At 56.7% G+C, this 14,086-nt stretch carries 11 protein-coding genes; 8 read left to right on the forward strand and 3 right to left on the reverse strand.

Translation table 11 applies throughout. The features are described 5' to 3' along the window. Positions 1–25: 25 nt before the first annotated feature. Together ACQY4Z_RS19115 and ACQY4Z_RS19120 are read right to left on the reverse strand one after the other, a co-directional pair. Complete coding sequence (locus ACQY4Z_RS19115) at positions 26–1,018, reverse strand: Tim44 domain-containing protein (protein ID WP_428523924.1); 993 nt, start codon at positions 1,016–1,018, stop codon at positions 26–28. 217 nt (positions 1,019–1,235) lie between these two features. Then, positions 1,236–4,820, reverse strand: coding sequence for a hydantoinase B/oxoprolinase family protein (locus tag ACQY4Z_RS19120; RefSeq protein WP_428523925.1), 3,585 nt, complete (start codon positions 4,818–4,820; stop codon positions 1,236–1,238). A gap of 193 nt (positions 4,821–5,013) precedes the next feature. Between ACQY4Z_RS19120 and ACQY4Z_RS19125 the strand changes: the two genes are divergently transcribed. From ACQY4Z_RS19125 to arsH, 8 genes are all read left to right on the forward strand, one after another. Then, a complete protein-coding gene (locus ACQY4Z_RS19125; protein WP_428523927.1) occupies positions 5,014–6,255 on the forward strand; it encodes a glycosyltransferase family 87 protein in 1,242 nt (413 codons plus the stop codon). A gap of 413 nt (positions 6,256–6,668) precedes the next feature. Further along, positions 6,669–7,667 (forward strand): TRAP transporter substrate-binding protein, encoded by a 999-nt coding sequence (locus ACQY4Z_RS19130; protein ID WP_428523929.1) that lies wholly within the window; start codon positions 6,669–6,671, stop codon positions 7,665–7,667. Positions 7,668–7,734: 67 nt separating this feature from the next. After that, positions 7,735–8,292 (forward strand): TRAP transporter small permease, encoded by a 558-nt coding sequence (locus ACQY4Z_RS19135; RefSeq protein ID WP_428523931.1) that lies wholly within the window; start codon positions 7,735–7,737, stop codon positions 8,290–8,292. Then, a complete protein-coding gene (locus tag ACQY4Z_RS19140) occupies positions 8,292–9,596 on the forward strand; it encodes a TRAP transporter large permease (RefSeq protein WP_428529611.1) in 1,305 nt (434 codons plus the stop codon). The genes ACQY4Z_RS19135 and ACQY4Z_RS19140 overlap by 1 nt, the downstream gene beginning before the upstream one ends. Positions 9,597–9,630: 34 nt before the next feature. Further along, complete coding sequence (locus tag ACQY4Z_RS19145) at positions 9,631–10,167, forward strand: winged helix DNA-binding protein (RefSeq protein ID WP_133946237.1); 537 nt, start codon at positions 9,631–9,633, stop codon at positions 10,165–10,167. Positions 10,168–10,256: 89 nt separating this feature from the next. Then, positions 10,257–10,571: an ArsR/SmtB family transcription factor gene (locus tag ACQY4Z_RS19150; RefSeq protein WP_428523933.1), complete on the forward strand. Its 315-nt coding sequence runs from the start codon at positions 10,257–10,259 to the stop codon at positions 10,569–10,571. A gap of 1 nt (position 10,572) precedes the next feature. Further along, complete coding sequence (gene arsC, locus ACQY4Z_RS19155) at positions 10,573–10,986, forward strand: arsenate reductase (glutaredoxin) (RefSeq protein ID WP_428523935.1); 414 nt, start codon at positions 10,573–10,575, stop codon at positions 10,984–10,986. Next, the gene (gene arsH / locus ACQY4Z_RS19160; RefSeq protein ID WP_428523937.1) at positions 10,979–11,686 is read left to right on the forward strand and encodes an arsenical resistance protein ArsH; all 708 of its coding nucleotides are present in this window, start codon (positions 10,979–10,981) and stop codon (positions 11,684–11,686) included. The genes arsC and arsH overlap by 8 nt, the downstream gene beginning before the upstream one ends. 10 nt (positions 11,687–11,696) lie before the next feature. Here arsH and ACQY4Z_RS19165 read toward each other — a convergent pair whose 3' ends face one another. Next, positions 11,697–13,841: a putative bifunctional diguanylate cyclase/phosphodiesterase gene (locus ACQY4Z_RS19165; RefSeq protein ID WP_428523939.1), complete on the reverse strand. Its 2,145-nt coding sequence runs from the start codon at positions 13,839–13,841 to the stop codon at positions 11,697–11,699. Between the last annotated feature and the right edge of the window lie 245 nt (positions 13,842–14,086).

Genomic DNA, 14,086 nt, shown 5'->3' on the forward strand with positions numbered 1-14,086 from the left:
AAACGGAGAGCTTGCTGTTTGTGCCTTAACCAGTTCCCTGGATGGCAGACAGCAGCCATTCGCCGCCGGAGCCGCGGACGAAGGTCCACACTTCCGTGCTTTCGGAAGGCGCGTCAGGATCTCCGGAAATCACATCATCGCTATCCCGTTTGGCGATGTAATCGACTGCGCTGTAGCGCAAGGCGACTGTTACATAGTCCTTGCCGTCTTCATGCCAGGCTTCGGCAACATCGCCCTGAAGCAGTTTGACATCCGAAACCACGTTCTTTTTGCCGGCCGAGGCAAGTTCACCCAGCTCTTCGGCCAGATAAGACATGGCTTCCGGGGTCGCCAGCTGTCGCAGCGCGGCGTAGTCTTCGCGGCTGTAGGCGGACTGAACTTCGCTGAGCATCTCCTCAAACCGGTCGAGGTCCGCTGCCGTTGCCTCGTAAGGCTGCGTTACCGGTTGGGCAAAAGCCTGTGAGGCTGAGCCACTGGCGCCACCGCCGCCGAAGCTGAACGAAGCAGCTTTTGGTGCGTTCTGGTCCGACGCCCTTTCAAACGGGTTTGGTCCAGCAGTTGCCGGTTGTTGCCGTGAGCGGAAGAAGCGCATGGCGAGGCTGATCAGCAACACAATAAGGCCGACTTGAAGGATCAAGCCGAGGAATCCGGCAAAACCGCCGAGGCCACCGCCGAACAGCATTCCGACGAGGCCTCCAAGCATCAAGCCGCCGAGAAGCGCGCCGCCGAACCCGCCGAAGAGGCCGGGACGTTGCGCATTTGCAGCTTGCCCGCCAGTGCCAGGAGTGGTCCGCTGGGTCTGTGCAGGCTGGGGTGTCATGGAACGCTGAACGGGAGCGGCCGTATCCGGTGCGGTTTTGGTTGTGGGGGGCGCGGAATAAGTTTTGCTGCCTCTGCTGCCAAAGCCGCCAAATCCGCCCTTTCGAGCCTCGGCATAGTCAGTGGCGGCAAACATCGTGGCGATCGCAACGATCATGAAGGCTGTCGTCTTGCGCAGACGGCGGGCGGCAGCAGGCATTTTTGTCTCCTCTTGAGGGCCACTTTGGCCATGTGCTGCAGATGTAGGAAATCGGTGACCAATTGCCAGCGGCAACGCCGAAACTTTTGCGCCTTAAACAGGGAATATTTGTGCTCAGCGAAACTGCAAGTGCCAGCTATTGGAACCGGTGGCCAAGCTCGGTAACAAAAAGGGCGGAGATGATCCCCGCCCTCGAATGCGTAGCAATGGCAGACTGTTACGCTTTGCCCCAGCCACCGGCCGTCGGTGTGATCACCGTGACGGCCTCGCCCGGCTCAAGGATCGTCTGATCACAGCCTTTAAGCTGTTGGACGCTCCCGTCGAGACGACGAACTTCGGTGCGCCCGACTTCACCGTTCTCGCCGCCTTCCATGCCTTTCGGCTCGATGGTGCGGTGAGAGCCGAGGATCGCACAATCCATCTTTTCCAGGAAACGCAGCGTCCGTTTGGTGCCGTCACCCGCAGACCATTTGCCGGTGCCGCCGGAGCCTTTGCGGATATGGAAATCCTCCAAAAGGACGGGGAAACGGAACTCCAGGACTTCCGGATCGGTCAGGCGTGAGTTGGTCATGTGCACATGAACGCCGTCCGTGCCCTTGAAGCCGGGGCCTGCCGGGGAGCCGGAGCAGATGGTTTCATAGTACTGGTAGGTGTCGTTGCCAAAGGTCAGGTTGTTCATCGACCCCTGACTGTTTGCCATCGCGCCAAGCGCTGCAAAGACTGCGTTGGTGACGTGCTGGGACGTCTCCACGTTGCCCGCAACAACGGCCGCCGGATAAGACGGACGCAGCATGCAGTCATCCGGGATGATGATGTTGATCGGCTTCAGGCAGCCGGCATTCATCGGGATGTCGCCGTCGACCATCACGCGGAAGCAATAGAGGATCGCGGCGCGGGTGACCGGTTCCGGCGCGTTGAAGTTGTTCGGTTTCACGGCGGATGTGCCGGTGAAATCGACCGTTGCTTCCCGCTTGTCCTTGTCGACGGTGATCTTGACTTTGATAACCGAGCCTTGGTCGGTCGGGTACTCGTATTCGGAGTCCTTCAGCGCTTCGATGACCCGCCGGACGCTTTCCTCGGCGTTGTCCTGAACATGGCCCATATAAGCCTGAACGACGTCCAGACCGAAGTGGGACACCATCTTCCGCAGTTCCTGAATCCCCTTTTCATTCGCTGCGACCTGTGCAGAGAGGTCGGCAACGTTCTGATGCGGGTTTCTGGCCGGATAGGCATGATCCGTCAGCAGGTTGACGAGTTCTGCCTCGCAAAAGCGGCCCTGATCGACGAGCTTGAAGTTGTCGAAGAGAACTCCTTCTTCATCTACCTTGGTTGCAAGCGGGGTCATTGAGCCCGGTGCGGAGCCACCGACATCGGCGTGGTGGCCGCGGGACGCCGCCCAGAACAGGATCTCCTTGCCAGCATTGTCGAAGACGGGAGAGACGACCGTGATGTCCGGCAGGTGCGTGCCGCCGTTATAGGGGGCGTTCAAGGCAAAGACGTCGCCCGGCTTGATCTTGCCTTTGTTCAGCTTGATCACCGTTTCCACGGACCGGTCCATGGAGCCAAGGTGCACCGGCATGTGCGGCGCGTTGGCGACAAGGGCGCCGCTGGCATCAAAGACGGCACAGGAGAAGTCCAGGCGTTCCTTGATGTTCACAGAGTAGGCCGTGTTCTGCAGGGTCACACCCATCTGTTCGGCGATGGACATGAAGAGGTTGTTGAAAACCTCCAGCATGACCGGGTCGGCGTGGGTGCCGATGGCGTCGGCCCGCTTCAGCGGGACCACCCGGTGCAGGATGACATGATCCTTGGCGTTGATCTCCGCCTGCCAGCCGTCTTCGACGGCAATGGTCGCATGCGGCTCGATGATCACCGCAGGGCCCATCACCTTCATGCCGGGCTTGAGGTTCTCACGCTTGAAGATGCCTGCATCATGCCACTGGCCTTCGGAGTAGATCCGTGTGCCTTTGGCCGCGGCCGGGACATCGGACGCCAGGGTAAGGTCCGGTTCGACAAGACCTGCGCCGCCGCCAGCGGTTTCCACCTCAAGGGCTTCGACCACGACCGGCTTGTTGTCATAGGCAAAGCCGAATTGCTTCTTGTGCGCATCCTCAAAGGCCGCGCGCATTTCATCAACCGTGCCGAGAAGGACAGGCAGGGGCGTGTCGGTGCCGTCATAGCGCAGATGTGCGGTCGCAACGGTTCGCCGGGCGTCTTCAGTTACGCCCTGTTTGTCGAGCTCAGCTTCTGTCTGGGCGCTCAGCTCCTTGCGCAGCGCATCCAGCTCAGGAAGCAGCTCTTCCGTCATTGTTTTCACAACAGCCTTTTGACGGTCTGCGCGAATGTCGGCGAGGCCCATGCCGTAGGCCGAGAGGATGCCGGAGAACGGGTGCAGAATGACCGTCTTCATGCCAAGGCTGTCGGCCACCTTGCAGCCTGTCTGGCCACCCGCGCCGCCGAAGCACGTCAGGGCATATTCGGTGACATCATAGCCGCGCTGAACGGAGATTTTCTTGATAGCATTCGCCATGTTTTCGACAGCGATCTTCAGGAAACCGTCCGCAACCTCTTCCGGCGTGCGGCCATCGCCGATCTGGCTTGCCAAAGCGGCAAACTTCTCGCGCACCACGTCGCCATCCAGCGGCTGGTCCTGGTTCGGGCCGAAGATTTTCGGGAAGAATTCCGGGGCCAGCTTGCCTGTCATCAGGTTGGCATCGGTGACAGTCAGGGGGCCCCCACGGCGGTAACAGGCCGGGCCCGGGTTGGCACCCGCACTGTCCGGACCGACCTGGAAGCGGCCGTCCGCATAGTGGAGGATCGAGCCGCCGCCAGCTGCGACCGTGTGGATCATCATCATCGGCGCGCGCATGCGCACACCGGCAACTTCCGTTTCAAAGGCGCGCTCGTAGTCGCCGTCATAGTGGCAGACGTCTGTTGAGGTGCCGCCCATGTCGAAGCCGATGATCTTGTCAAAACCGGCCATTGCCGACGTTTCGACAGCGCCAACAACACCGCCAGCCGGGCCGGATAGAATGGCGTCCTTGCCCTGAAACAGGTCCGCAGCGGTCAGACCGCCCGAGGACTGCATGAACATCAGGCGGGGGCCTTCGCCCAGCTCTTCCTGGACCTGATTCACATAGCGGCGCAGGATCGGCGAGAGGTAGGCGTCGACGATGGTTGTGTCGCCGCGCCCAACCAGTTTCATCAGCGGTGAGACTTCATGGGACACTGAAATCTGCGGGAAGCCAATGTCTTCAGCGATTTTCTTAAGTGACTGTTCATGGGCAGGGTATGCGTAAGCATGCATCAGGACGATTGCTATGGAACGGATCCCGGCGTCCCAAGCGGCCTGCATTTCGGTGCGGGCCTGTGCTTCATCAAGAGCCTGTTCGAGAGTGCCGTCAGCTTGAACGCGTTCAGAAATCTCATAGACGCGCTCATAAAGCAGTTCCGGCTTGATGATTTCCTTGGCAAAAATGTGAGGGCGGGCCTGATAGCCGATTTCCAGCGCGTCCCGGAAACCGCGTGTGATGAAGAGGGCCGTGCGCTCGCCCTTGCGCTCCAGCAGCGCATTGGTGGCAACGGTGGTGCCCATTTTCACGGTCGAAACCTTGTCGGACGGGATCGGTTGACCCTTTTCAACGCCGAGAAGTTCGCGAATGCCTTGAATGGCGGCGTCACGATACGCTTCCGGGTTTTCTGACAGCACCTTGTGCGGATGAAGGGTTCCGTCCGGCGCGCGGCCAACGATGTCGGTGAATGTGCCGCCGCGATCGATCCAAAAGTCCCACTTGGCTGTCATTTTATCCCTCATCTTTTTGTTTTTCCGCTGGCGAACCGCCAAGCGGGCAGGTGCATACTCTGCTATCAATGGATTTATGCTGACATTTTATCGATAAAATGTCGATGAAAAAATCCAATTTTCTTTTACTCGGAATTTAAAGCTTGTTTTGTATGCGTTTTTTCAGGGATCTAAAGCGCGGGACGAGAAGCACATGAAGAGTACCGTTGGTTCAAACCCGCAACGTGAGCCGGGAACGTTCCGCTATGGATTGCGTATGAGCGATCCGGTGGCGGACAGCGTGCTGATGTTTGTCTTGACGATCATCGGCGCGCTGATGATTTTCAGGTTCGGGTTTGAAGTCTCAAAAGTGATCTTTCCGGAATACCGTCCAATGTTCGGTGACTTCATCAGCTTTTGGACGGCCAGTGCCTTTGTTCTGGATGGTGCTGCTGCCGATGCATACGATTTTTCCCTCGTAAACGCTTTTCAGCTTGAGACCTTTGATCAAGGGGGGCTGCCGTTCCTCTATCCTCCGACCTGGTTGATGGTGATTTCGCCTTTTTCCGTGTTGCCCTACCGGCCGTCGGCGCTTTTGTTCGAGGCGATCCAAGTGACCGCTTTGATCATTGCCTGCCGGTTCTTGCTGCGCGATCGGTCATTTTTCTGGATCCTGATTGTCTTTCCGACAGTGATCTCTGGGGTCATTCACGGACAAAACTCCGTGCTCAATACAGCGCTCATGGCTGGTGCCCTGGCGGCTCTGGATCGTCACCGGCCGATTCTTGCCGGTGTTCTGATTGGACTGCTGAGCTACAAGCCGCAATTGGGGATTTTGATTCCGATAGCACTGCTGGCGGGACGGGAGTACCGGGCATTTGCATCCGCAGCTGTTACGACCTTGGCCTTTGCGGCAACAAGCTGGGTTGTTTTGGGAACAGAAGTGTGGCGCGCGTTCTTTGAGACGATTGCGTTTGCAAGTAACTGGGTAGAGGTCGGCCAGACACCGGCTAACAAGTATGCGTCGATGATAGGATGGCTGCGCCAGTTTGGCGTCGGAAATACTGCAGGGTTGATCGCGCAGATCGGGTTTGCCGCAGTGTCAATTGGTGCTGTTGTCTGGGCTTGGCGCCAAGATCTCCCAACCCCGCTCAAAGGCAGCTTGCTGGTTCTTGGAACATGCCTAGCCACGCCTTACCTGCTGGACTACGATTTGGCGCTGCTTGCCATACCGGTTATGCTCCTCATCCAACAAGGCAACGAAACCGGGTATCTGGAGTTTGAAAAACCGGGCATCGCCCTGTCTGTTTTCAGCCTGCTTTTCTCCAGCATATGGGGTGTCGAGATGGACGTCACTGCGGTCGGCGTACCATCTATTGTTTTGTTTGTGCTTGTCCTGCGCCGCGCGATTGCAGGTCATCAGAATGCATTGAGCCGGGCCAGTTGCCCTGCTTGAAACATCGTCATTGGCCTATTGCTCACGACCGCCTGACCTTCTTTGAGAACTCTCGTGCTATCTGACGGCGCGGCAGGGCCTGCAGCAGTTTTTGCGAGACCCGTGCTTTGGGCTGCCGATTGTTTGATGAGCTTAAGCAGTTGCTCTGCAAAGTGGTATTTGAAGAATAAATATCCGTTTTGATTGTATTGAAGCAATTTGAGCAAACCACAAAACACATATTCTTCAGCGGAAAACCGCAGTTGTGCGCGCAGTTGTCGACTTAAATACAGAATTTATCGATAAAATGTTGATGTTTTATCTTTTCCGGATTAGCGTTTAGGTGGGAGCAATGGATGGGCGTTCGCAGAAAGCGCCGTCATGCTGCCGTGCTCAGGTTCAAGAAACCCCTTTGCTTCTAAGAGGAGAACATCATGTTGAAGTCACGATCCCTGGCAAAGGCCGGGATGACGTTTGCCGCTGCCGCCGCCTTTGGTGTTGCTGGTCTCACCGCCGCTGTTGCTGAAACCAAATGGGACATGCCGACCCCTTATGGCGATGGTAATTTCCACACTCAGAACATCGCTGCATTTGCCGATGAAGTTGCCGACAAGACCGGTGGCTCGCTGACAATCCAGCTCCATTCAGCAGGATCGCTTTTCAAGCATCCGGAAATCAAAAATGCCGTCCGCAAAGGCCTGGCTCCGATCGGTGAGGTTCTCGTTTCCCGCCTTGCCAATGAAGATGCGGTTTTTGGTGTGGACTCTGTACCGTTCCTGGCCCCGTCCTACGACCAAGCTTGGAATCTCTATCAGGCGTCCAAACCGGCGCTTGAAGAAAAGCTTGCCGAGCAAGGCTTGCAGCTCCTTTACACAGTGCCGTGGCCTCCGCAGGGCGTTTACGCAAAAAAGGAAGTGACAAAGGGCTCTGACCTGTCCGGTCTGAAATTCCGTGCCTACAACGCCGCAACCGAGCGTCTTGCACTTTTGGCTGATGCCGTTCCGACCCAGGTTGAAGTGCCGGACATTCCGACTGCCTTTTCGACCGGTCGTGTTGAAGCCATGATCACATCCCCGTCCACCGGTGCCAACTCCAAGGCCTGGGACTTCCTGACCCATTATCATGACACACAGGCCTGGCTGCCGAAGAACATGGTGATTGTCAACAAGTCTGCGTTCGACGCCTTGAGCGACGCCGAAAAGACCGCGGTTCTGGAAGCTGCCGCGACAGCTGAAACCCGCGGTTGGGAATCCTCCAAGGTTGAAACCAAGACCAAAACGGCAGTTCTTCAGGAAAACGGCATCACTGTCGTTCAGCCGAGCAGCGAGCTGATCGCCGATCTGGCCGCAATCGGTGAAACGATGGCCGCAGAGTGGCAAGAGCAGGCCGGTGAAGATGGCGCTGCCATCCTGGAAGCCTACAAGGCCAACTAAGACAGAGAAGCGCCGGGCCAAAATTGCCCGGCGTTTTTTCTTGCTGCAAAAATCTGGGGGAGAGCGGATGCGAAATGCGCTCAATGGATTGTACAAGACGGCAACTGTGTTGGCTGCCTGCTGCCTTGTGACAATCGCTCTACTTGTAACTCTTCAGGTCATGGGACGGTTGCTGGACGGCGCGCGTGGCCTGGTCGGAATGGAGCCGTTGGGACTTTTGGTTCCGTCGCTCGCTGAAATCGCCGGCTTCTTTCTTGTCGGAGCATCCTTCCTGGCGCTGGCCGGAACACTGCGTAACGGCGACCATATCCGGGTGTCCATTCTTCTGCAGGGCGTTGGCCCTACCGTTGCCCGTCTCCTGAATATCTGGGCCTTGGCTGTTGCGTTCGCTCTCGCCGCGTTTTTTTCTTGGCACGCTTTGGCTCTGGTGCTGGACAGCTACCGCTACAACGAAGTGTCTTTCGGTATCATTCCGATCCCGCTCATGTACCCGCAGGCCGTCATGACACTTGGGCTCTTTGTCCTTGCGATTGCGCTGCTGGATGATCTTGTAACGTCCTTGCGCGGACAAGCGCCAAGTTTTGAAACCGTCGTTCGCGACGACCCGATTGAAGGGAGCGAATGATGGATCTCTCTTTGCTTTCCTTCCTGCTTGGACTGGGCATGCTGGCAGCCTTGGCGACGGGCATTTGGGTGGCCGTTGCGCTGTTTGCCGTTGCACTTGCAACAATGATGGCACTGGTGTCTGTGCCTGCCGGGCCAGTGATGGCAACGACGGTTTGGGGCGCTTCGCACCATTGGGATCTCACCGCCTTGCCGATGTTTATCTGGATGGGAGAAATTCTGTTCAGGTCGCGTTTGTCGGAGGACATGTTTGCCGGGCTGTCTCCTTGGATGCGGAACCTGCCTGGCCGGCTTTTGCACGTGAATATCCTGGGTTGCGGGATCTTTGCGGCAGTCTCCGGATCATCTGCTGCCACCACGGCCACAGTGGGGCGTATGTCACTGCCTGAGTTGAAAGCACGCGGCTATGAAGAACGTATCGCGATCGGTACCCTTGCAGGCTCTGGGACGCTTGGATTGCTCATTCCGCCATCGATCATTCTGATCGTTTATGGTGCGGCCACTGAGCAGTCGATCGCTCGCCTTTTCATGGCGGGCGTGCTGCCAGGCGCCATGTTGTGCCTATTGTTCATGGGATATGTCGCACTCTGGGCGCTGCTGAACCGGGACAAGATGCCGGCCAAGGAAGAAAAACTTCCGCTTTGGACGCAAATCAAAGCAACGCGCCGCCTCTTCCCGGTCGTCGGCCTGATCGTTGGTGTGATCGGTTCGATTTATGCGGGCCTTGCCTCTCCGACGGAAGCGGCTGCAATTGGTGTTGTCCTGGCACTTTTGTTGTCCTGGGTGTCCGGCACCTTGAACCGCAAGAGCTTTGGCGAAGGTTTGTTGGGCGCAACCCGCACATCCTGCATGATTGCCTTTATTCTGGCGGGAGCGGCTTTCCTGACCGTTGCGATGGGGTACACCGGCATCCCGCGGGAGCTGGCATCCTGGATCGGCGGTATGGACATGTCACCGTATGTACTCCTCTTTGCGCTGACGATCTTTTTCGTTGTCCTCGGCTGTTTCCTGGACGGGATTTCCGTTGTGGTTTTGACCACATCCGTGATCCTGCCCATGGTGGAGCAGGCGGGGCTCGATCTGATCTGGTTCGGGATCTATTTGGTTCTCGTCGTTGAGATGAGCCAGATCACGCCACCGGTTGGCTTCAACCTGTTCGTTCTTCAAGGCATGACGGGGCGGAATATCTTCTCCGTTGCGCGTATGGCCCTGCCGTTCTTCTTGTTGATGATCCTGGCCCTGGTTCTGATTGTCGCATTTCCGGGATTGGCCCTGTGGTTGCCTCAGACGATGTTGAGCAACTAAAAGGGCATTTCAGAATAACGTGAGGGAACGAAAAATGACTGAGCGGCCGAAACCCAACACCGATGCCCAAATTGGTCCAGTGGTTTCGGCCGCTCATCTTGCCTCCGGCGCCATGCCGGCCCTGTCCGAAATCGAGTTTGCCGTGACCATGATGGTCAACGCCTATCATCGCTGGATGGTCCGGTGCATGGCTGCCAGTGGCTCGGAGGGTCTTGGTCCGCTTGATGTCCTTGTTCTCCACTCCGTCAATCACCGCGGGCGGGCCAAGACACTGTCCGATATCTGCCTGGTCCTGAATATCGAAGACACGCATACGGTGACCTACGCGCTCAAAAAACTTGAGAAAGCCGGACTGATCACATCCGGACGCCGCGGCAAGGAAAAAACTGCTGAGATCACGCCTGAAGGCGAGACCGCATGCATGGAGTACCGCCGCTTGCGGGAAGCGCTCCTGGTCGAGCCCATGAAAGCACTTGGGCTGGATGAAAGCGAACTCTCCCGCCTTGCCGCAACCCTTCGCCTCGTTTCCGGAAACTACGACCAAGCCGCCCGCGCAGCAGCTGCCATGTAAAAACGGTTCTGCGAACAGGACGGAAAATTTCTGTTTTAATACTACAATAATTCTTGTAATAACGAATTATGAAATCAGGTGACGCAATCATGGCGCTGGACGCGCTTGCCCAGGAAGACCGGCTGGCAGCATTTCGGTTGTTGATGGCGGAAGGAGCGCAAGGTCTTCCGTCCGGCACAATCGCTGAGCGGCTCGACGTCGCTCCGACCAGGATGTCGTTCCATTTGGCAACACTGGAACGGGCTGGCCTTTTGAACACGCGCCGGGAAGGGCGGCACATTCGTTACTCCGTCGACTACCCGAGAATGCGATCCTTGCTTGGATTTCTCATTGAAGACTGCTGTGGCAACAACCCCGCCGTCTGTTGCTTTCCCATCAGCGCACCCAAACAGGACCAACATTGATATGACCATCACCATCTACCACAATCCGAAATGTGGGACATCCCGGAACACGCTGGAGATGATCCGCAAGGCCGGCGTTGACCCGGTCGTGATCGAGTATTTGAAAACGCCGCCGTCCCGGGATGAGTTGGTTGATTTGATCGCAAGAATGGAGATTTCAGTCCGCGATTTGCTCCGCCAGAAAGGGACACCTTTTGATGAACTGGGGCTCGGCGATGAGAAATGGACTGATGACCAGTTAATCGACTTCATGATGGAGCACCCGATCTTGATCAACCGGCCTGTCGTCGTGAGCGACAAGGGTGTCCGGCTCTGCAGGCCCTCTGAAAGGGTCGTTGATTTGCTTCCGGTCGATATCGGCGCATTCACAAAGGAAGATGGGCAAGTGGTCAACGCCGGGAGCACAAATGTTTGACGGTAAACCTGAAGATCTCCCGAATGTGAGCTTTGCGGACATCAAGTCCGTAACCGCTGGAGAGATGGATCAGGCGGCAGCATTCAATCATCCGCCGCGCATACTGCTTCTCTATGGATCTTTGCGGGAGCGGTCCTATAGTCGATTGTTGGTTGAAGAAGCTGCACGCCTTTTGACGGCTTTCGGTGCGGAAACACGGATCTTCAACCCTTCAGGATTGCCCTTGCCAGATGATGCCGATGCAAGCCATCCAAAAGTGGCTGAACTGCGGGATCTGAGCATTTGGTCGGAGGCCCACGTTTGGTGTTCGCCCGAACGCCACGGCGCGATGACGGGCATCTTTAAAACTCAAATCGACTGGATCCCCTTGAGCACCGGTGCCGTCCGGCCAACGCAGGGCAAAACTTTGGCGTTGATGCAGGTTTCAGGCGGGTCTCAGTCGTTTAATGCCGTCAACCAGATGCGGATCCTGGGCCGGTGGATGCGGATGGTCACAATTCCGAACCAGTCTTCGGTCCCACAGGCCTACACCCAGTTTGATGATGACGGCCGCATGTTGCCTTCACCACTCTACGACCGGGTTGTTGATGTCATGGAAGAACTGATGAAATTCACGCTGCTCGTGCGGGGCCGCTCGGATTACCTGGTGGATCGCTATTCGGAACGGAAAACTCAACGGCAGAAGCAAGGCGCAGCCTGACTAGCTGGTCTCAGGAGCCTGCTAAAGCTACCGGCGGATCATCCGCCACTTCCTTGGGGGACTTGCCACTGCTGACTTGGTCTGGTTGCTGCGGCGCGGCAACCACTTTTGCCGGTGCGGTTACGCCAGCCGGGCCATTTGAGCGAGGCCGCGCAGGGCGTGTTGTCCATGGCTTTGTGTTCGGCCGGATTTTGGCTGTCATTTCGGCCTGGTTAGACTCATGGACCTGAACATCGTCAGGTCTTCCATAAAGGTATCCTTGGACAAGGTCGCACCCTGCCGCACGAAGCAGGATCGCCTGTTCCTGGGTTTCAACCCCTTCTGCCGTGATCGTGACATCCAGGGAGCGGCCAAGGCCGACAATAGACGTAACGATAGCGTCCGTGCTCGCATCCTTGCCAAGATCCTGGATGAAGGCTTTGTCGATCTTGATCTTGTCGAAGGGGAAAAGGCTTAGATAACTGAGCGATGAATACCCGGTTCCAAAGTCATCCATCGCAATTGACACGCCCATGTCCCGGATTTGCCGGAGCGTATGAACAACGGCGTCCGTATTGGAAATCAGCAGGCTTTCCGTGATCTCTATTTCGAGGCGTTTCGGATCCAGGCCCGAGGTTTGGAGGGCGCGCGCCACCCGCTTTTGGGTTTCGCCGGCCGCAAACTGGGCCGGAGACATATTGATGGCGACCCGCCTGTTGGAATTGGTCCAGAGCGCAGCTTCCTTGCAGGCCTGTTCCAGCACCCAGTTTCCGATGTCTTCAATCAGCCCAGTGTCCTCGGCAATCGGGATGAAGGAATCCGGGCGCATCATGCCTTTTATCGGGTGCTCCCAGCGAATGAGCGCTTCATATCCCTTCAAGGAACCGTCGTTCAGGGCGTATTGCGGCTGGTATTTCAGTTTGAGCTGATCGAATTTCAGAGCCTTGATCAGTCCTTGCTCGATCTCTTTTCTTTTTTGAGCCTCTGCATCGAGGTCTGGAGTATACCAGCAAAAGGTTGACCGGCCTTCGTGCTTGGCCCGGTAAAGCGCAAGATCCGCGCAATGAAGCAGGCGGGAAGACCGCCAAGATCCATCGGTGGCGCGTGCCAGTCCGATGGACAGAGAGATCTTGATTTCGCGGCCGTCGATGTTGCAGGGCGGATCTGTCGCGCTGATCATGTCTGCCGCCAGCCTCGTCATGCGTCCTGTGTCCGACACAGAAGTCAGCATCACCGCAAATTCATCACCTGACAGACGCGCAACCAGATGCCCGCTGAAAACGCCCTTAAGTCGGTCCGCTATGATTTGGAGGAAGACATCACCGATTCCATGCCCATGCGTGTCATTGATTTCCTTGAACTTGTCCACATCGATGATCATCACACCGATGTTGGACGCCTTCGCCTGGGCAAAACGGAGTGCCTCGCTCAAACGGGCATTGAACACCGCCCGGTTGGGCAGTCCAGTCAAGGTGTCATGGTGAGCAAGATATTGAATATTCTTGCTGGTCTGCAGCTGTTCGCGAAAACGCATCCAAAGCAGAATGCCGGCGAACAAAAAGGATATGAGACACAAGCCTCCGATTGCCGCACTCACTGAAAAGAGCAGGGGGGCAAGGCTTTTCATGATGGTCGCTGTGCTGACCAGGGCAATCAGACTACGCGAATTCGCATCCTTGGCCGGATACACGATGACCGCTTTGTTCCCGAATTGCCCGACTGTATTCATGTCGGGAATGGCCAGAATTCGAGGTGAACTTAACGCCGCAACCTTTGCATCCGTCAGTGTTTGCGGCGCCAGGAAGAGGCTTTTCTCTTCCCACTCAGGGGATTCCCAGGCAGCAGACTGCGGCCCTTCGCGGGTTTCCATGGCGGATGGCAATATGGAAAAGTGAAGGACACCGGCGGGCGCATGACCGGATTTCAACGAATTCTGTAACGTATCGACTTGTTCGTGATACGCGTTTGATCGCCCATCACTTGTCAAAGTCATACGCAGTCCATCGAGGGTCTGCGGCAGGACTGCTGTGTCCCGGACTTCACGCGGTTGTAAGGTGTCGTAGACCGTATCTGCCCACGCAGCATAGGTCTGTTCCAGGCCCTTGACCAGCAGCCAATGGGTCAATAGCCGATTGCTCGCGTAGACGCCTGCAGCCAGAAGCATTACCAGCGACATGGATATCAAAAATATAACAATGTTACTTCTGACAAGTGACGTGGCCATCCAGCTCGGCACCATTTCGGATACACGGTTGCACCAAAGTAGGGCAAAAGTCTTTAACCATCATGAATCAGTGTTGTTTTCCAATCGTTCCAAAGGCCGCGCCAAACAAAGCAGGAAGCGATGAGACTGGAATCCGCAGAATGGATAGGCTTCTGGGTCCAGCTAGCCAAAACCATCATGTGCAGTTAGAAGACTTT

This window comes from Roseibium sp., assembly GCF_965276855.1.
GTDB lineage: Bacteria > Pseudomonadota > Alphaproteobacteria > Rhizobiales > Stappiaceae > Roseibium.

Coding starts and splice junctions, on each gene's coding strand:
- ACQY4Z_RS19115 (WP_428523924.1), bottom strand. CDS start 1,018: ATGCCTGCTGCCGCCCGCCGTCTGCGCAAGACGACAGCCTTCATGATC.
- ACQY4Z_RS19120 (WP_428523925.1), bottom strand. CDS start 4,820: ATGACAGCCAAGTGGGACTTTTGGATCGATCGCGGCGGCACATTCACC.
- ACQY4Z_RS19125 (WP_428523927.1), top strand. CDS start 5,014: ATGAAGAGTACCGTTGGTTCAAACCCGCAACGTGAGCCGGGAACGTTC.
- ACQY4Z_RS19130 (WP_428523929.1), top strand. CDS start 6,669: ATGTTGAAGTCACGATCCCTGGCAAAGGCCGGGATGACGTTTGCCGCT.
- ACQY4Z_RS19135 (WP_428523931.1), top strand. CDS start 7,735: ATGCGAAATGCGCTCAATGGATTGTACAAGACGGCAACTGTGTTGGCT.
- ACQY4Z_RS19140 (WP_428529611.1), top strand. CDS start 8,292: ATGGATCTCTCTTTGCTTTCCTTCCTGCTTGGACTGGGCATGCTGGCA.
- ACQY4Z_RS19145 (WP_133946237.1), top strand. CDS start 9,631: ATGACTGAGCGGCCGAAACCCAACACCGATGCCCAAATTGGTCCAGTG.
- ACQY4Z_RS19150 (WP_428523933.1), top strand. CDS start 10,257: ATGGCGCTGGACGCGCTTGCCCAGGAAGACCGGCTGGCAGCATTTCGG.
- arsC (WP_428523935.1), top strand. CDS start 10,573: ATGACCATCACCATCTACCACAATCCGAAATGTGGGACATCCCGGAAC.
- arsH (WP_428523937.1), top strand. CDS start 10,979: ATGTTTGACGGTAAACCTGAAGATCTCCCGAATGTGAGCTTTGCGGAC.
- ACQY4Z_RS19165 (WP_428523939.1), bottom strand. CDS start 13,841: ATGTCGCTGGTAATGCTTCTGGCTGCAGGCGTCTACGCGAGCAATCGG.